Here is a 17,782-nt window from a genome sequence, read left to right on the forward strand (position 1 = left end):
CTCCGATTTGCATCCTGCAGCGAACCGTCCGCCACTTCCACCACGCCGTTCAGACAGATCCCGGCTACGTGCAATTGTCGCGGTACGCCTGCTGCAGTTGCTTGCGCGTCTTGTCGCGTTCGATCTTGGGGATGGTCCGGCCCTGCGCGTTCTGCGTGCCCGGGGCGGAATGGTACGAACGCCTTTTTGATGTGGCGTTGTACTGCTCCTTCAGCTCCTCGCACTTCGCGCGTGCGGCCTCTTCGGGATCCTGGGTGGCGGCCGACGGGGGGCGATACGGATTGGTCCCGCCCTGAACGGCATCCGATATGGCGCTCGCGGCACCCTCGGTCGATGCGCGCTGCGCCAGCGCCGCCGAGGCGCAACCCAGTGCCACCAGGCCGGCTACCAGGCATCTCTTGGATATCGGCATCGTTCTCTCCCCGGTGATGGATAACGGGCATGCCCGCCAGACAACCATCATATGTGCCCGTCGCGGGATTGTCAGAACCTGATGGTTGTCGACAGCGCGCAGACCTGCGCAGGCAGCATGGCAGCACGAGGAGGTGTTGCGATGCAGCATCGGAGCGGCTCGCGGGGGCCTCGGCCTGGTGCCGCCAGCGCAATCCAAAATCCTTTTTTCTTTGCTTCGATGCACATTTGTCGAAGCGCGACCTCCTATAGTCGATGCATACTCCTTGCCTGCCCAGGGCATAACTCGACCCATGCAGCCCCAGAACCTGACCCCCGCCGCGCAGCGCGAAGTCGACAAGGCACCCGGATGGTTGCGCTGGCTCCCGGGACTGCTGGTGTTGAAGAACTATCAGCCGGCCTGGCTGCCGAAAGACCTCGCCGCCGGTCTGGTGCTCACGACCATGCTGGTGCCGGTCGGCATCGCCTACGCCGAGGCCTCCGGCGTGCCCGGTGTCTACGGGCTCTACGCCACCATGGTCCCGCTGCTGGTGTATGCCCTGCTTGGCCCGAGCCGGATCCTCGTGCTGGGGCCGGATTCGGCGCTGGCGGCGCCAATCCTGGCGGTGGTGTTGCAGGTCTCCGGCGGCGATCCGGGGCGCGCGGTCATGGTGGCCAGCATGATGGCGATCGTGTCGGGCGTGGTCTGCATCGTGATGGGGCTGTTGCGGCTGGGGTTCATTACCGAATTGCTGTCCAAGCCGATCCGCTACGGCTACATGAACGGGATCGCGCTCACCGTGCTGGTCAGCCAGTTGCCCAAGCTGTTCGCCATCTCGATCGAAGACGCCGGCCCGCTGCGGGAGATGATCAGCCTCGGCCGGGCGATCCTGGGCGGCGAGACCAACTGGTACAGCTTTGCGGTCGGCGCGGGCAGCCTGGTGCTGATCCTGTTGCTGAAGCGCTTCGAGCGCGTGCCCGGCATCCTGATTGCCGTGATCGTCGCGACGGTGGCCGTCAGCATGTTCGATCTCGACCAGAACGGGGTGAAAGTGCTGGGCAAGACCCCGCAAGGGCTGCCGGGCTTTGTCGTGCCCTGGGTCAGTGGCGCGGACCTGGTTGCGATCCTGCTGGGCGGCATTGCCGTCGCGCTGATCTCGTTCGCGGATACCAGCGTGCTGTCGCGCACCTTTGCCGCGCGCACCAACACCCGGGTCGACCCGAACCAGGAGATGGTCGGCCTGGGCGCCGCCAACCTGGCCGCGGGATTCTTCCAGGGCTTTCCGATCAGCAGCAGCGCGTCCCGTACGCCGGTGGCCGAAGCCGCGGGCGCGAAGACCCAGCTCACCGGAGTCGTGGGCGCACTGGCCGTGGCGCTGCTGCTGATGTTCGCGCCCAACCTGCTGCAGTACCTGCCAAACAGCGCACTGGCCGCGGTGGTGATCGCGGCGGCCATAGGCCTGTTCGAGTTCGCGGACCTGAAGCGCATCTACCGCATCCAGCAGTGGGAGTTCTGGCTGTCGATGGTCTGCTTTGCCGCGGTTGCCGTGTTCGGGGCGATCCCGGGGATCATCCTGGCCGTGGTCCTTGCAGTGATCGAATTCCTGTGGGACGGCTGGCGGCCACACTATGCCGTGCTCGGCCGTGTCGAGGGCCTGCGCGGCTACCACGACACCAAGCGCTACCCGGATGCCGAGCGCATCGACGGGCTGCTGCTGTTCCGCTGGGATGCGCCGCTGTTCTTCGCCAATGCCGAGCTGTTCCAGGCGCGGCTGATGGAAGCGATCGACGAATCGCCGACACCCGTGCGCAGGGTGGTGGTGGCGGCCGAACCGGTGACCAGCGTCGACGTCACCTCGGCCGACATGCTGCGTGAACTGAGCGGCATCCTGCGCGAGCGCGGCATCGCGCTGCATTTTGCCGAGATGAAGGACCCGGTGCGCGACAAGCTCAAGCGCTTCGAGCTGATGGAAGCGATCGGCGACAAGAACTTCCACCCCACGGTGGGCAGTGCGGTGGATGACTACGTCGGCAAGCCAGCCTGAACCGTTACGGTCCAGGCTGGTTGCGCCGCGCGCCGGCTACTCCAGCCGGAACCCGGTCTGCTTGATGGCGAGCGCCCATTTCTTCTGCTCTGCCGCCATGAACGTCGCAAACTGGTCCGGAGAGCTCTGGCTGGCCGGTTCATAGCGACCTGCTGCCCTTCTTGCCGGCGTCGCCGGCCTGCAGGCCATTGCGACCGCCAAGCGGCTGGGCGCGGTGATCGAGGCCTCCGACTGGCGGCGCTGGCAGAGTGGCTGCCGCAGTACGTCCCGGACGCGGAGCAGACCAGCGTGGTACATGGCGACTACCGCATGGACAACCTCGTCTTCCATCCCACCGAGCCCCGCGTCATCGGCGTGCTCGACTGGGAGCTGTCCACGCTCGGCCACCCGCTGGCGGACCTGGCCTAGCACTGCATGAGCTGGCATATCCCGGCCGACCTGTGGCGCGGTATCGGCGGGCTCGACCTGCAGGCGCTGGGCATTCCCGACGAGGCGACCTACCTGCGCTGGTACGGCGAGGCCAACGGCACGCACGCGCTCGAGCACTGGGACTTCTATCTTGCCTACAACTTCTTCCGGCTCGCGGCGATCATGCACGGCATCGGGCAGCGAGCCAGGAGCGGCAACGCCGCCGCGGCGGATGCCGTGGAGACAGGCAGGAAGGCGGCGCCGCTGGCCGAACTGGGGTGGCAATTCGCGATGCGCTACCGCGCGGCAGGGCGCTAGCGTCGGCGCACGGTCCGGCGCCAGCCGGATCGAAGCCGCCGCAGGTGACGGAATCTGCCCTGGGCTCCTTATCGGGAATCAAAGTTTGCCTTCCGATCCGGCCTGGCTTAAAGATAGGAAGGGGAGATGGGCCCGCGGATTCAAGGGCCGCATCGGAACCGGGCTGTCTGGCATCCCGAGCCTTCAGGAGACGTCAATGAGTGTGCTGATGCTTGTGAATATCGATACGGCGACAACCGACGAGGAAATCCAGGAGTTCATCGGTCGTTACGGCTTCCCGGCCTGCGATGAGATCGAGCGCGTTCCGGGAGACGGCACTCGCCCGGCGGTGTCGCTGCATTTCAATTCGGTCGATGGGGCCGCGCTGCGGCTGCTGCAGCCGCGCATCAACCACCTGTTCTGGAAGCAGCGCAAGGTGGACGCGATGGTGCTGACCGAGCGCTTCGAATAGGCCGCTGCTGCGGCTGGCGGGCATGTGGGTCCGGTGCTTCCGCGCTTGCCCGATTGGGGGCGTGCCATGGCGGAGGAGGCAAGATGAACAGGCGATACACGATCCTGCACGCGCTGGCATGCAGTGCCGCAATGCTGGCGGGTGCAATGTCGGCGGGGCCGGCCGTTGCCTATTTTGACCACTACCTGGGCGGCACCATCGTCGGCACGCTTACCCAGGACCAGCTCACGGCGTTGACGGCTGTCTTCCGCAGGACCCTGGAGCAGGGCGCCGACGGCGCCCGCATGACGTTCAGGCTGCCGCCCGACACGCGCGAGCGGCAGGTCGAAGGTTCCTTCACGCCATTGCAGTCCCGGCGCGACCACGGCGACCGCTGCCGGCAACTGCGCAGTGAATTCCGCCGGGCCGGCGAAACCGAAGCCTGGACCGGGTGGTACTGCAAGGAGAAGGACGGCAACTGGAGGTCGCGCAAGCTGCCGAAGTAGCTAGTACCGGTCTTCGACGTACCGATAGGGATAGTCGGGCTCCCGGTATCCGCCCGCCTTCTGCCTGGCAGGCAGCTTGACCGGCTTGCGTTCGATCGCCTGGTACGGGATCTGTGCCAGCAGGTGCGTGATGATGTTCAGGCGCGCCCGGCGCTTGTCATTGGAATTGGCCACATGCCATGGGGCATAGTCGGTATCGGATGCGGCAAACATGGCGTCGCGCGCGCGTGAATAGTCGTACCAGCGGCTGTACGAGCGCAAGTCCATGTCAGTGAGCTTCCAGACCTTGCGGCCGTCCTTGATGCGTCCCTGCAGGCGGCGGGTCTGCTCCTCCGGGCTGACCTCGAGCCAGTACTTGATCAGGATGATGCCGGAATGCACGATGGCGCGTTCGACCAGCGGGACGGCGCGCAGAAACTCGTCGGCCTGCGCTTCGGTGCAGAATCCCATCACGCGTTCGACGCCGGCGCGGTTGTACCAGCTCCGGTCGAAGATGACGATCTCTCCCGCGGCGGGCAGGTGCGGCAGGTAGCGCTGCACGTACATCTGGCTCTTTTCGCGGTCGGTCGGCGCGGGCAGGGCGACCACGCGGAAAATGCGCGGGCTGACGCGTTCCGTGATGGCCTTGATAGCGCCGCCCTTGCCGGCACCGTCGCGCCCTTCGAACACCACGCAGACCTTGCTGCCGCTGGCCTGCACCCATTGCTGCAGCTTGACCAGCTCGACATGAAGGGTGAAGAGCGCCTTCTGGTATTCCTTCTCCGACATGCGCTCGCGCTGCTGCTGGTCCGGCTTTTCGTCGAGGCTGTCAGCCGGGCCTGGTTCGCGGGGCGGCTCCGCCTGGCTCCCGTTGCCGCCGTGGCGCTTCCCTTTTCGCTTGGCCATGATCTTCCTCCACTGACGTACCGGTGCCTTGAGGGTCCGGTCATGCACCTTCAAACCTGGGGGTACCGCTTGCATGCGCGCTGGCGGCTCGTTTCCACGATAGGAACAAAATCGGGGGAAATCCTCATGCCGATCCGTTTTCCTGTCGCAACCCTTGCCGGGCGGCGACCGGAATTCGGTTGAATTTCAATGTCTTCCGTACTACCTTCGTAGCGCGTATGGAGCAATATCCGCTCTGTATGCCGGCTGGCAATGGCGCGCGGCAGGGGAACATCCTCCAGCCCGGCGCGCTGCCCCAGTACGCCTCGGATGGCTCCGTCACCGGCTGCGAGGAGGGAACATGGCCTTTCTGGTCAGGCGGCTGCTCAGGTCCGGCTGCGCATGGCTGTTTGTCGCGCTGGTGGCGGGAGCGGGCGGCGCCGCTGCCCAAGACTTACAGAACCCGCCACCCACCTTCAAGCCCGAGGAGCTTGAGGCGCTGGTCGCGCCGATCGCGCTCTATCCCGATTCCGTGTTGTCGCAGGTGCTGATGGCCTCCACCTATCCGCTGGAGATCGTGCACGCGGCGCGCTGGGTCAAGGCCAATCCCAAGGTCAAGGGCGACGCCGCAGTCAAGGCCGTGGCCGACCAGCCCTGGGATGTCAGCGTGAAGTCGCTGGTGGCCTTCCCGCAGGTGCTTGAGCCGATGAACGACAAGCTCGACTGGACGCAGAAGCTGGGCGATGCCTTCCTGGCCCAGGAGAAAGACGTGCTGGCCGCGGTCCAGCGGCTGCGCAACAAGGCCCAGCAATCCGGCAACCTCAAGACCACCGAACAGCAGAAGGTCATTGTCGAGCCCGCGACCACGGCGGCGCCAGGCGTGCAGACCGTGGTGCGCATCGAACCGGCCGACCCGCAGGTCATCTACGTCCCGGCCTACAACCCCACCGTGGTCTACGGCTCCTGGGGTTATCCGTCCTACCCGCCGTACTACTGGCCGCCTTATCCCGCCTACTACCCGGGCGCCGCGCTGGCCACGGGCTTTGCCTGGGGCATCGGGCTGGCCGCCGCCGGGGCGATCTTCGGCAACTGCAACTGGGGCGGCGGCGACGTGAACATCAATGTCAACCGGGCCACCAATATCGACCGCAACTTTGACCGCACCAAGGTACAGGCGGGCGGGCGCTGGCAGCATGACGCCAGTCACCGCCAGGGCGTGGCCTACCGCGACAACGCCACCCGCGAGAAATTCTCGCGCGATGTGCCAGGCGGGGACCGGCGCAATGAGTTCCGCGGTCGCGAGGGCGGTGCCGGCGTGTCCGACCGCGCGGCGCGCGACCGGGCAGGCGGGCAGGAGCGGCCGGGTGCCGGGGATCGGGCCGGAGACCGGGCGGGTGATCGGGCAGGAGACCGGGTCGGAGATCGCGCTGGCGAACGGGGTGGTGATCGGGCCGGGGTCTCTGACCGGGCCGGAGTTTCCGATCGAGGCGGCGTATCTGACCGGGCCGGTGCATCGGACCGCGCGGGGGCCGCCGACCGGTCGCGGGGCGGCGGTGAACGGGCCACCACCGTAGCCGACCGCGGCGGCGGTGGCGGGCGGGACAACGCCTTCCAGGGCGTGGGCGGCGGCGCGGCGTCGCAGCGCGACTTTGATCGCGGACGCTCCAGCATGCAGTCGGCCGGAGGCCGCGCAGGCGGCGGCTTCAGCGGCGGCGGGGGCCGTGGTGGCGGCGGCTTCGGCGGCGGCGGCCGTGGCGGTGGCGGACGCGGTGGCAGGCGCTAGCGGACCAGGGAGCCTCGATCATGACGTCACCACTAAGCCTTGCCCGATCCCTGCCTGGCCGCCTGGCCTGCGCGCTGGCGCTTGCGCTCGCGCTGACCGTTGCCGGCATGCACGCCGCGCACGCGCAGAAGCCCTTCAAAACCCCCGAGGCCGCCATGAACGCCTTTGGCGAGGCGGTCGCCACCAGCGACGACGATGCCATGAAGGTGCTGCTGGGCGCCAGGTTCCACGACCTGATCCCGCCAGTCGGCGCCGACATCCGATACCGCTTTCTCGAGGCCTGGCGGATCTCGCATGCGGTCAAGCCAGAGGGCGACAGCCATGCCCGCATCGCCGTAGGCAATGACGGCTGGACCCTGCCAGTGCCGCTGGTGAAGACATCGAAGGGCTGGCAGTTCGATACGCGTGCCGGGGTCGACGAGATGCGCATACGCCGCATCGGCCGCAATGAACTCGCGGTGATCCAGGCCATGCTCGCGGTCTATGACGCCCAGCGCGAATACGCCCGGACCGACCATGACGGCGACGGCCTGCTGGCCTACGCGGGCAAGCTTGCGAGTACGCCGGGCAAGCAGGACGGGCTGTACTGGCCGACATCGGATGGCGCACCGCCCAGCCCGCTCGGGGCCGCGTTCCTCACGGCCGGCCAGCGCAACCCCGGGCAGGGCGGCTACTACGGCTATCACTACAAGCTGCTGACCGCGCAGGGCCCCAACGCACCCGGCGGCGCGTACAACTATGTCGTCAATGGCAAGCTGTTCGGCGGCTTCGCCGTGCTGGCCTGGCCGGTGCGGTATGGCGATACCGGCGTGAAGAGCTTCATGGTCAGCCACGATGGCCAGGTCTATGAGCGCGACCTGGGGCCCGACAGCGCCGGCAAGGCCGCGGCGACCAAGACCTTCGATCCCGGCCCTGGCTGGAGCAAGGTGACGCCATGAAGCATGGGCTCGGGCTCCTGGCGGGCGTCGCCGTGTTCGCCGCAGTGCCGGTGCTGACGGCATGCTATCCCTACCCTTACCCTGCCGAGGTGGTCCCGACCACCTACCCGGGGCTGCAGCCCAGCCGTTACGACCGCGCCTTTGCCGCGGCCGCCGGCGCCATGCGCGACCAGGGCGTGGCGATCAGCACCGAGGATGCCATGGCCGGCACGGTGGAAGGAACCCGCAACAACCTGCCGGTGAGGGCCAGCGTGCGTCGCCAGGCCGACGGCACGGTGCGGGTGCAGTTCGACGGCACCGACCCGTCGGATCCGCGTCTGCTGGAGCGCATCTCGCGCAGCTACGACGCGCGCATGGGCCGCTGAGGCGCGCTGCGCCGCCGTTGCCGCCTACCAGTCAAGGCTGCGCGCGCGGAATGACCGGCGCCCCCGGCGCCGGACTGGCCGGGCGCTGCGGATACACCGACGTGCCGAAGGTGTTGCCCATGCGATGGCTGGTGGCCGCCTCGTTATAAAGGCCGAGCTGGTTCGAGGGCCGCTGCGCGATCGCCTCGGCCGCCAGTCCGCTGTCAGGCCGTGCCGGCCTGCCTGCGTTGGCAGGTTGCAGCTTCTGCGTCAGGCACGGGAACGAAGGCGCGCGCTCGCCGTTGACCTCGACCTCGACGCAGGGCGCGGGTCCCGCAGCGGCGGCGGGTACCATGTCGACCAGTCCAAGCGCCGCAACGGCGCATAGCGTCAGCCAGGTCCGCATCCGATACCTCCTTCGTTGGCCGCCAGGCAGGACGCCGGCGAAGCCGCTGCAGTATAGCCAGCAGGCTGCGCTCGCGGGGACCATCCTCGCGCAGGGATTTGCCGTTGACTCTGTCCCCGCGCCTCCCTCCTTCTTCCTCGATGAATCTTTTGTGACAAACGACAGGCGGCGCCAGTGCCGTCCGTCTAGGCACCGTGCGCAATGCTGACATGAGGGCACGCCATCATGTCCTGCGATCGGATGCGCGCCTGCCGTGCCCTTGGTCAGGGCGTTGCGGCACGGGCGCGGCGGCAATCGATTCGAACAAGAAGCTTGAGTCAATCCAATGCATGACCCCGCGTGGGCCGCATGCGCGTGGTCGGTGCCGAGTACAACTCGCCGCGGGAGGTGCGCGAGCAGGTGCCGGCGCTGGCGGAAGGCGTGGTGCCTGATTTCACGCAGGCGCAGACAGAGCTGACCGCGTTGAACCGTAGTGCCAAGCGCCAGGTGGTGGCGCTGGTGTGGCAGGGCGCGATGCCGGGCACCATGGACGTCGACCTGAAGGTCGACGACAGCAGTCCGTGGCGCGCCAGCGTTGGCCTGAACAACGACTACAGCGCCGATACGAAGGAGCTGCGCGCCTTCGCCTCGCTCGGCCGCGACAACCTCTGGCAGCTGGGCCATAGCGCCTCAGTGAGCTTCTTCGGCGCGCCACAGGATTTGAACCAGACCCAGGTGTGGTCCGGCTCCTATGTGGCGCCGATCCGCGGCAGCAACTGGAGCGTGGAGGCGTCGGGCTATCTTTCCGACAGCAACGTGGCCACGGTGAACGGCACCAGCGTGCTGGGCAAGGGCCACGCCGTCGGCCTGCGCGGCACCTATACCGTGCCGGACACCGGGGCATGGTGGCATACGCTGAGCCTGGGCGTGGACTTCAAGGACAACGAAGAGGTCACGCGCCTGGGCAATGCCGGCGACACCGTGCCGCTCAAGTACGCGCCGATCACGCTTGCCTAGCGGGCTTCACCCAGACCGAGCGCGGCCAGCTGGGCGTCATCTGCGCCCCGGAGTCGAGATCGTCAGCGCCACGCCGGACGGCGACCTGCACCTTGACGGCGATATCGACCTGTCGGGTTTCCGCTACGCCACCTTCGCCGCGACTGCCTCCCCCTGGCCGTCCGCCGCTTCGCGCTGGAGCGCTGAAGCGCGCTGCACCAGCTTGCTCAGGCTGGGGTTCATCGGCTTGAGTTCCATGCGCTCGGCCGCCAGCGCGCAGGCCAGGTTGGCGCGTTGGCCTCGCAACGCCGCCTCGATCAGCGTCAGGTTGATGAGATCGCGCTGGGCATGGCTGCCGCCGAACCGATGCGCGATCTGGCGCACCGGCAGCAGCAGCTCGATGGCGTGGTCGTAGTCTTGCCGCGAGAAGGAGAGCAGGGCCTCGGTCACCGGCAGGCCGACCTCGCGGGTGATCATCGCGTTGGAGCCACTGCCACCTGCCGCAGCGCGCATGCCGGCAAGCAGGCCGGCCAGGGCGCTGTCGCGCCCGGCGCAGAGATAGGACATGGCGGCATGGGTATCGTTGAAGGCGTAGTAGCCTTCGGCGCCGCGTGCCTGCCAGGTGTCGGCGACTTCGTTCCAGCGCTCGCCCACGTCGATGCCGCGCAGGTGCAGGCGCCACAGCATGGCGCAGGCATCGATCAGCTCCAGCGCCACCGCGGAGTGGTTCTCGCGGATATGCGCGTCGTAGATGTCCAGCACCTGCCTGGTATGGCCGAGTTCGAGATGGAACAGCGCCAGGTGCCACCAGTTGTGCACGGCCATCATATTGTCCTGCGACCAGTCGGCGGCGCGCCCGCTCAGCCAGTCGATGCCTTCATCCTGGCGGCCCTGCATTTCCATCACGTGGGCGACCGCATGAATGGCCCAGGGATCGCGCGGGTTCAGTTCCAGGGCGAAGCGGCCGCGTTCCTCCGCTTGCTCGTACAAGTTCGTTTCCTCCAGGCCGAACGCATGCATGCCCAGGACGTAGCCGAAGCCGGGTACGCGCGTAGTCCAGTGGGGCAGCACCTGGGCGATGCGGTCGCGCAGCAGGGTGGACTGCCCGAGCAGGAAATCCCCGATATGGGCGATCTGCAGCGCCAGGCTGTCGCGCGGATAGTCGACCACGATGTCGCCGTACAGCTGGATCGAGCGCGCGAAGTGGCCATCCAGCCAGGCGCGTGCCGCCGCGATATGCCGGCGCTCGCGCTCGTTGGCGCTGGCGGACAGCGCTTCGCCTGCCTCGACGCTCTGCCTGAGCATCGGCTCCACGGTGCCATCGCCAGCCGTGATCATCATCCCCGCGCGCATCGCATGGCCCATCACGAAGCCCGGATCGTCGGCCAGGGCATGGTCGATCACCGTAAGCGGGTCGCCATAGTAGCCATGCAGCAATTCCAGGGCGGCTTCGAAGCGCTCCAGCGAGTTGGTGTTGGTGCTCGAGACCGAAACACCGCGCGAGTCAGTATGTGTCATGACGCAATCCTTCCAGTGTGACCGAGGCAGCCCTTGCCTCGATGGCAGCCCCTGTTCGTCCGCTATGTCGGAGCCACGCGGCCCGGGGTTGTCGTCATACTAGGGAGCCGCCGTGAACGGGCCCGGCAATCCAGCGTGAAAGAAGCGTGAAAATTGCGGCAGGCCAAGGAAGTACCGGCTTCATCTCTTTGCGCTGGCGAGGCGCGCGTTGGCCCGTGCCGTCGCCTATAAATGATGGGTTTTCCGGTTTCCCTATCATGGCCCGTGCCCGTCTTGACCTGTTCGGCGGCTTCCAGCTGAGTTCTGCAGACGGAACGCCGATTTCGCTTTCTGCCCGCAAGGCGCGCGCCGTGCTGGCCTATCTCGCGCTGGCGCAAGGGCGCGCCCAGCTGCGCGACAAGCTGGCCGCACTGTGCTGGGCCGAAAGCAATACCGAGCAGGCGCGCAGCAGCCTGCGCCAGGCACTCAGCGCGGCGCGGCGCGCACTGGAAGAAGCTGGCCAGCACGTGGTGCTGGCAGAAGGCGACAGCGTGACGCTAGGCGAGATCGAGGTCGACGTGTGCGAGTTCGAGCAGTGTGCCCGGGAAGCCACGCCCGCGTCGCTGGAGCGCGCCGCGGCGCTGTACCGGGGTGACTTGCTGGAGGGCTTTCATGCCGCCGCGCCGGCGTTCGACCACTGGCTGGCGATCGAACGCGAGCGTCTGCGCGGCGTGGCGTTGGCGGTCATGGCCAGGTTGCTGGCGCACCACGAGCAGGCTGGCGAGACAGAGCGGGCCATCGCCACTGCCACCCGGCTCCTTGCCCTCGATCCGTTGCAGGAAGACGTGCACCGGACGCTGATCCGGCTGTATGAGCGCCAGGGCCGGCAGGCGCTGGCGCTCAAGCAATACCGCTTGTGCCGGGCGGCACTGCAACGCGAACTCGGGGTATCGCCTGAGCCCGAGACCGAGGCGCTGTACCAGGCAATGCTGCGGGCCCGCCGCGAGCCGGTGGCTGGCATGGCTGCGGCCGGTGACGACGGTGCCGCGGTGCCACCTGCTTGCGCCGTGATGGCTGCCGAGCCGCAACTGCGCCACGCAGTGGTCCTGGTAGCCAGCCTGGACGATGGCAGCGCTGGCCTGGAGCCCGAGCCATTGCACGATGCCCTTGCGCGCTGGCGCCAGCATGCCAGGGCATTGGCCAGCGCCTGCGGCGGCCATATCACCGATGAAATCGGCACCCGGCTGACCATCGTGTTTGGCGTTCCGGTGGCGCATGGGAACGACGCCGAGCGCGCCCTGCATACCGCCGGGGCGCTGCATGCCGGTCTGGCGCGGCTGGCGGAATCCGCCAACGCCAGGCTGCTGGCGCGCGTAGGCCTGGCCAGCGGCCAGGTGCTGGCCGCCTGCCGCGAAAGCGGCATGACGCTGACCGGCGGGCCGGTTAGCGTGGCCTTGCAGGCGATGGAGCGCGCCGAGCCTGGCGCAACCATGGTGTCGAATCGGGTCTACCAGGCGCTGCCCGGACGCCTGGAAGCGGACTGCGTGGCGCACGCCGTGCTCCCCGGCGTGGCCGAACCGATTCCGCTCTGGCGCGTGCGGCGCTTTCTCGGGGTGGAACAGGCGCCGGCGCAGCACGCGTTCGTCGGGCGGCAAGCGGAGCTGGCCCAGCTCGCCGGCGTTGCCGACAGCTGCCTGCGTTCCGGCCATGGCCGGGTCGTGCTGATCCGCGGCGAGGCCGGCATCGGCAAAAGCCGGCTCGCCGACCGCTTCGTCGCGCTGGCGCGCGAGCATGGCCTGGAGGCACACCGGGCGCTGGTGCTCGACTTCGGTGCCGGCAGCGGCGGCGATCCGTTGCGCATGCTCGCGCGCAATCTGCTGGGCGTCGCGCCTCGCACGGGCGCGGATGGCGCCGCCGCCGAAGTAGCGACAGGCGCGGCCATCGAGCAAGCGCTCGCGGCCTGGCAACTCGGCGAGGATGAGCTTGGGTTCGCCCGCGACATGTTCGAGCAGCCCCAGTCCCAGGAGCAGGCCGCTGCACTGGCCGCGATGGACGCCGCCAGCCGGCAACGCGGCGCACAGCGATTGATGGTGACGCTGGCCACCCGCCGCAGCGTGGTGCGCACGCAGTTGATCGTGGTCGAAGACGTCCACTGGGCCGAGCGCACGGTGCTCGATTGCCTGGCGCAGCTGGCCGCGGCAACCCGCAGCCATGCGCTGATCCTGGTGCTGACCGTACGGCCCGAGCATGACCCGCTCGATGCGGCCTGGCGGGCGACCAGCCAGGGAGCATCGCTGACCACCATCGACCTCGGGCCGCTCGACGATGCCGAGGCGCACGAACTGGCAGCCTGCCATCGCCAGGTCGATCCTGCCGTGGCCGCTACCTGCATTCGCCGGGCTGAGGGCAATCCGCTGTTTCTCGACCAGTTGCTGCGCGGCGCGGAGGCGGGTGCGGACGAGTTGCCCGGCACGCTGCAGAGCATTGTGCTGGCGCGGATGGACCGGTTCTCTACCGCCGACCGCCAGGCGCTGCAGGCCGCTGCCGTACTGGGCCAGCGCTTTGGCCCGGCCGCGCTGCGGCATTTGCTCGAGGACCCCGCGTACGCTTGCGAGCGCCTGGTGCAGGAGGCCATGGCCCGGCCGGAAGGCGAAGACTATTTGTTCATGCACGCGCTGATCCATGAGGCGGTGTACGCCTCGCTGCTCAAGTCGCGGCGACAGAATCTGCACCGGCGCGCGGCTGCCTGGTACGAAGGCCGGAATCCGGCGCTGGCGGCCGAGCACCTGGATGCCGCAGGCGATCCCGGCGCGCCCGAGGCCTATGCCGCCGCGGCGCGCCATGAGGCGGCGCACTTCCGCAGCGAGCGCGCATTGCGCCTGGTCGAGCGTGCGCAGCGCCTGGATAGCGGCGACGCCTGCAGGCACACGCTTGCCTGCCTGCACGGCGAGCTGGCACTTGACCTGGGCCTGCCGACGCAATCGCTGCAGGCGTTCCGGCAAGCGCAGTTGCTGGCGAGCGATGCGGCACAGCGGGCCCGGGTGTGGCTTGGCACGGCGGCCGCCTTGCGCCTGCTCGACCGCTATGACGAAGCCCTGGCGGCGCTGCGCGAGGCGGAGCAGGCCGCCGCCGCGCTGGGCCAGCCCGAGCGGCTGGCCGAGATCGAATCGCTGCGCGGCAATCTCTATTTCCCGAAGGGCGACATGGAAGAGTGCCTCGCCGCCCACCAGCGCGCCCTCAGCCATGCGAGGGCGGCCGGATCGGTGCTGGGCGAGGCGCGTGCGCTGGGCGGCCTCGGTGATGCGTACTACCAGCAAGGCCGCATGCTGACCGCGCATGCGCATTTTGTCCGCTGCGTCGAGCTGGCGCGGGCGCACGGCTTCATCCGCATCGAATGTGCCAACCTGCCGATGGTGGGCGCGGTGGAACTGTTCCGCAACGAACTTGCGGCCGCGCAGGCCAGCTGCGAGGAAGGGCTGCGCCTGGCGCGGCGGATCAGCGATGCGCGCAGCGAGATGCTGGCCTACGACGTGATGGCGTCGACCGCACAGCTCGCCGGCGACTGGCCGGGTGCCGAAGCGCACGCGCGGCTGGCACTGGCGCTGACGCGCCGGCTTGGGGCCCGGCGCTTCGAGGCGGAAGTGCTGGCGCGGCTTGGCCTCGCCATTGGCGCGCTCGGCCAGGTGGACGAGGCGGAGTCCGTGCTCGACGAGGCGCTGCAACTGAGCCACGCCAGCGGCGTGCGGTATTCAGGGCCAACCGTGCTGGCCTTCCTGGCGCGCACTACGCGCGATCCGGACAAGCAGCTCGACGCCCTGCGCCAGGGCGAGGCCATTCTGGCCCAGGGCTGCGTGAGCCATTGCCACGTCGATCTGCTCGAAGCTGCGATCGACGTTTCACTGGCGGCGCGCCGGTGGCAGGAAGCCGAACGCTACCTGGCAGCGCTGCAGGATTACATGCAGCATGAGCCGTTTCCGTGGGGAGACTTTCTGATCCGCAGGGGCCGCGCCTTGATATGCGCCGGACGGGAACAGGGGGCCGGGACCACGCCGCCCCTTTTTGCCCGATTACGGCTGCTCAGGGGCGAGGCGCATGCGGCAGGTCTGAATGAGTCCCTGGGTGCCATCGATGCTGCACTGGAGAGGCTGGCAGCGACATCGCGTATCGAGTCGGACGCATCAGGCCGGTCCTGATCGAAATTCCTGCGCTCGCAGATAACGCCTGTAGCAGCAGGCATCATGAGCGGATTCATGCCATGCGTGGTATGCAGATTCACTGAGGGCTCACCGTCACCCCCGCGCAGCGTTCAAGCAGTGCCTCGCCGCTGGTCACGGGCGCGCTACAGGCGCGATGGCGGCACACGTAGGCTGCCGGCCGGCCGTCCACCGGGAGCCGCCCCTGGCCGACGGGAACGTCTTCGGCGAATGCCAGCACGCGTGCCGGAAGATAGGTGCGGTGAACGCTTTCCACCAAGGCGGCGGCCGCCGCCTTGTCGCCGGCAAGAATGATCCCGAACGCGCCGCGCTGCGCGAAGTCCGCGGCGGCCAGGAAGTGCACGAAGCCGGCCGGGGCCGCGCTGGCGGCAGCCCGGTAGCGCTGGAATTCGTGCTCGGCGAGGTCACGATAGCGATCCTCGCCGCTGAGTTCATGCAAGCGCAGGAAGGAGAACACGCTGGCTGAAATGCCGGACGGCCAGGCGCCGTCGTGCGGCGCGCGAGGCCTGTGTATCAATGGCTCGCCATCATTGGGCGTGAAATACAGCCCGTCGTCCCAGAAGTTATCGATGATGAGCGCCACGAGTTCGGCTGCGCGATCAAGGTATCGCCTGTCGAAGCAGGATTCGTAGAGGTCGATCAGCGCGTTAGCCAGGAAGGCATAGTCTTCCAGGAACCCTGGCACCTTGACTGTGCCGTCCTTCCAGTACCGATACACACCGCCGTCCGGCATGGTGAGCTTGTCCTGGATAAAGCTGGCAGCACGCCTTGCGGCGGCGAGGTGTGCGGGGTTGCCCGTTGCCTGGTAAGCGGCGCAGAGTCCCTGGATCATGAGACCGTTCCACCCGGCGAGAATGTTGTCGTCGCGCCCGGGGCGCACGCGCTGGGCGCGCGCAGCCAACAGCCGCTCGCGCCAGCCTTCCAGCCGTGCCTCCTCCAGGGGAGTCAGCGTGACGGCACGCTGGAGCACCGATCTGCCGGGTTCAAAGTTCCCGCCTTCGGTCACGCCGTAGGCGCGACACGCCAGGGCGCCCTCGGATTCGCCCAGGACTGCCTTCACCTCGGCCGCTGTCCAGACATAAAAGCGGCCTTCCTCGCCTTCGCTGTCGGCATCTTCGCCGGCATAGAAGCCGCCGTCGGGGTGCGTCATGTCCCGCACAATGTACGCGATCGTTCCCTCGAATACGCGGCGCCAGGCTTGCTTTCCCGTCAGGCGATAGGCGTTGGCGTAGAGCGTGACGAGCTGGCCGTTGTCGTAAAGCATCTTTTCGAAGTGGGGCACGGCCCAGCGTTCGTCGACACTGTAGCGGGCGAAGCCACCGCCGAGCTGGTCATGGATGCCGCCCGCCGCCATGCCGTCGAGCGTGCGCTCCAGCGCATCAAGCAGCGCGGGTTCATGCGTGCGCTGACAGATGCGCAGCACGAGGTCGTACGCGCTTGCGTTGGGAAACTTGGGCGCTCCGCCCAGGCCGCCATGGGTCGGGTCCGTATTGCGCGCGAGCGCGAGGGCTGTCTGCGCGGGCAGATCCTGGACTTCCGCGGCTTCTTCCGCGTCTTCACGGCTCAGGACCGTATCGTCCAGTTGCCGGAACCCCTGCTGAAACTGCTCGATGGTGTCGCGCAGTGCCTCGCGGCGATGCGTCCAGGCTTCGCTCAGGCTCAGCAGCACGCGCGCGAGCCCGGGGCGGCCATAGCGGTCATCGGGCGGAAAGTAGGTGCCGCCGTAGAATGGCTCTCCTTGCGGCGTCAGGAATACCGTCAGCGGCCAGCCGCCGCCCTGTCCCATCATCTGGGGGACTTTCTGGTAGATGTCGTCGAGATCGGGACGCTCCTGCCGGTCGACCTTGATGCTGATGAACCGATCGTTCATCAGGCCGGCGATCCGGGGATTCTCGAACGATTCGTGCGCCATGACGTGGCACCAATGGCAGGTGGCGTAGCCGACGGAAAGCAGGACCGGCTTGTCATCGTCGCGCGCGCGGCGAAACGCCTCTTCGCACCAGGGATACCAGTCGACAGGATTCTCCGCGTGTTGCCGGAGGTAAGGCGAGGTTTCTGTGGCGAGCCGGTTTGTCATCATGGTCTCCAGCCTGGGCCCGGTGGGACCACTGTGGCGCAGAACAGGGCGCCCGGCAAGCGCGTGGCGGGTTTCCGGCATCAGGCCACCCCAACCCCTTGTGACCAGCACTGGTGCCGCCAGGTAAAGCCATCGCGCGGTGGCATGGTGCCGGCGGGTGCTCCACCGCCACGATAGGCGAAGGTGTACAGCACCAGCGCCGTGCGCCGCGAAGAATACCGGTCGCGCAGTGGCATGGCCTCTCTTGCAGGCCACCAGCGCGGTGCGAGCAGCGCGCCGCTGACATAGGCCAGGCCGCAGTGACCCCAGCCGGCGGCAGACAGCTGCCACAGCCAGCGGTAGCCGGCGTCGGGAGGGCGTGAGCGGGCGCGCATGCGACTCCTTGTTTCAGTTCGGATCAGGTACGGCTCTGATCCGATCCGTCCACTTTTGCATTACCCGAATCGCTCAATGGCGGCGCGCGAGGCGAGTGGTCAACGTCGCCCCGTATGCCGCCAATAAAAAGAGCACCTTCCACAGGTGCTCAGCACTTCAATCTGGGTGCATCCGAACCGGGTCAGCAACTTATGATCCGGTCCGGACCTGCA

Annotated in this window: 14 protein-coding genes and 2 pseudogenes; 10 read left to right on the plus strand and 6 right to left on the minus strand. The window is 67.9% G+C overall.

All coding sequences use genetic code 11. From position 1 onward, the window contains the following. Positions 1-64: 64 nt before the first annotated feature. Positions 65-412, minus strand: a complete 348-nt coding sequence (locus AC3WQZ_RS21040) for a hypothetical protein (protein ID WP_010808933.1) — start codon at positions 410-412, stop codon at positions 65-67. Between the two features lie 292 nt (positions 413-704). On the opposite strand from AC3WQZ_RS21040, the gene AC3WQZ_RS21045 reads away from it, so the two are divergent. The 5 genes and pseudogenes from AC3WQZ_RS21045 to AC3WQZ_RS21065 all read left to right on the plus strand — a co-directional run bounded on the left by AC3WQZ_RS21045 (position 705) and on the right by AC3WQZ_RS21065 (position 4,097). Further along, positions 705-2,435 carry a SulP family inorganic anion transporter gene (locus tag AC3WQZ_RS21045; protein ID WP_439668699.1) on the plus strand — a complete coding sequence of 577 codons (1,731 nt, stop codon included), beginning with the start codon at positions 705-707 and terminating at the stop codon, positions 2,433-2,435. Positions 2,436-2,580: 145 nt separating this feature from the next. After that, positions 2,581-2,673, plus strand: a pseudogene (locus tag AC3WQZ_RS21050) (hypothetical protein); the annotation flags it as partial. Further along, a pseudogene (locus AC3WQZ_RS21055) lies at positions 2,646-3,161 on the plus strand (phosphotransferase); the annotation flags it as partial. The pseudogenes AC3WQZ_RS21050 and AC3WQZ_RS21055, both read left to right, overlap by 28 nt. A gap of 196 nt (positions 3,162-3,357) precedes the next feature. Further along, entirely contained in the window at positions 3,358-3,612 is a 255-nt protein-coding gene (locus AC3WQZ_RS21060; protein ID WP_010808930.1) for a hypothetical protein, read from the plus strand. A gap of 83 nt (positions 3,613-3,695) precedes the next feature. After that, positions 3,696-4,097 (plus strand): hypothetical protein, encoded by a 402-nt coding sequence (locus AC3WQZ_RS21065; protein ID WP_010808929.1) that lies wholly within the window; start codon positions 3,696-3,698, stop codon positions 4,095-4,097. Here the strand turns inward: AC3WQZ_RS21065 and ppk2 are convergent, their stop codons facing one another. Continuing rightward, positions 4,098-4,982: a polyphosphate kinase 2 gene (ppk2, locus tag AC3WQZ_RS21070; RefSeq protein WP_010808928.1), complete on the minus strand. Its 885-nt coding sequence runs from the start codon at positions 4,980-4,982 to the stop codon at positions 4,098-4,100. A 340-nt stretch (positions 4,983-5,322) separates the two neighbouring features. Between ppk2 and AC3WQZ_RS21075 the strand changes: the two genes are divergently transcribed. From AC3WQZ_RS21075 to AC3WQZ_RS21085, 3 genes are read left to right on the plus strand one after another with little or no spacing between them, the layout of a single operon-like run. Continuing rightward, on the plus strand, positions 5,323-6,744 hold the full coding sequence (locus tag AC3WQZ_RS21075) for a DUF3300 domain-containing protein (protein WP_010808927.1): 1,422 nt from the start codon (positions 5,323-5,325) through the stop codon (positions 6,742-6,744). Between the two features lie 20 nt (positions 6,745-6,764). After that, entirely contained in the window at positions 6,765-7,682 is a 918-nt protein-coding gene (locus AC3WQZ_RS21080; protein WP_010808926.1) for a DUF2950 domain-containing protein, read from the plus strand. After that, entirely contained in the window at positions 7,679-8,047 is a 369-nt protein-coding gene (locus AC3WQZ_RS21085; RefSeq protein WP_492301187.1) for a hypothetical protein, read from the plus strand. Before AC3WQZ_RS21080 ends, AC3WQZ_RS21085 begins: the two co-directional genes overlap by 4 nt. Positions 8,048-8,078: 31 nt before the next feature. On the opposite strand, the gene AC3WQZ_RS21090 is transcribed toward AC3WQZ_RS21085, so the two are convergent. Further along, positions 8,079-8,432 (minus strand): hypothetical protein, encoded by a 354-nt coding sequence (locus AC3WQZ_RS21090; protein WP_010808924.1) that lies wholly within the window; start codon positions 8,430-8,432, stop codon positions 8,079-8,081. A 348-nt stretch (positions 8,433-8,780) separates the two neighbouring features. On the opposite strand from AC3WQZ_RS21090, the gene AC3WQZ_RS21095 reads away from it, so the two are divergent. Continuing rightward, positions 8,781-9,428: a ShlB/FhaC/HecB family hemolysin secretion/activation protein gene (locus AC3WQZ_RS21095; protein WP_492301191.1), complete on the plus strand. Its 648-nt coding sequence runs from the start codon at positions 8,781-8,783 to the stop codon at positions 9,426-9,428. A 123-nt stretch (positions 9,429-9,551) separates the two neighbouring features. Here the strand turns inward: AC3WQZ_RS21095 and AC3WQZ_RS21100 are convergent, their stop codons facing one another. Continuing rightward, entirely contained in the window at positions 9,552-10,925 is a 1,374-nt protein-coding gene (locus tag AC3WQZ_RS21100; protein WP_010808922.1) for a tetratricopeptide repeat protein, read from the minus strand. Between the two features lie 257 nt (positions 10,926-11,182). Between AC3WQZ_RS21100 and AC3WQZ_RS21105 the strand changes: the two genes are divergently transcribed. Then, complete coding sequence (locus AC3WQZ_RS21105; protein ID WP_492301189.1) at positions 11,183-15,097, plus strand: ATP-binding protein; 3,915 nt, start codon at positions 11,183-11,185, stop codon at positions 15,095-15,097. 79 nt (positions 15,098-15,176) lie between these two features. Here AC3WQZ_RS21105 and AC3WQZ_RS21110 read toward each other — a convergent pair whose 3' ends face one another. Continuing rightward, complete coding sequence (locus tag AC3WQZ_RS21110; protein WP_492301193.1) at positions 15,177-17,195, minus strand: thioredoxin domain-containing protein; 2,019 nt, start codon at positions 17,193-17,195, stop codon at positions 15,177-15,179. Between the two features lie 80 nt (positions 17,196-17,275). Then, on the minus strand, positions 17,276-17,569 hold the full coding sequence (locus AC3WQZ_RS21115; protein ID WP_010808919.1) for a hypothetical protein: 294 nt from the start codon (positions 17,567-17,569) through the stop codon (positions 17,276-17,278). Positions 17,570-17,782 lie beyond the last annotated feature (213 nt).

This window comes from Cupriavidus sp. FW305-26 (assembly GCF_058787975.1).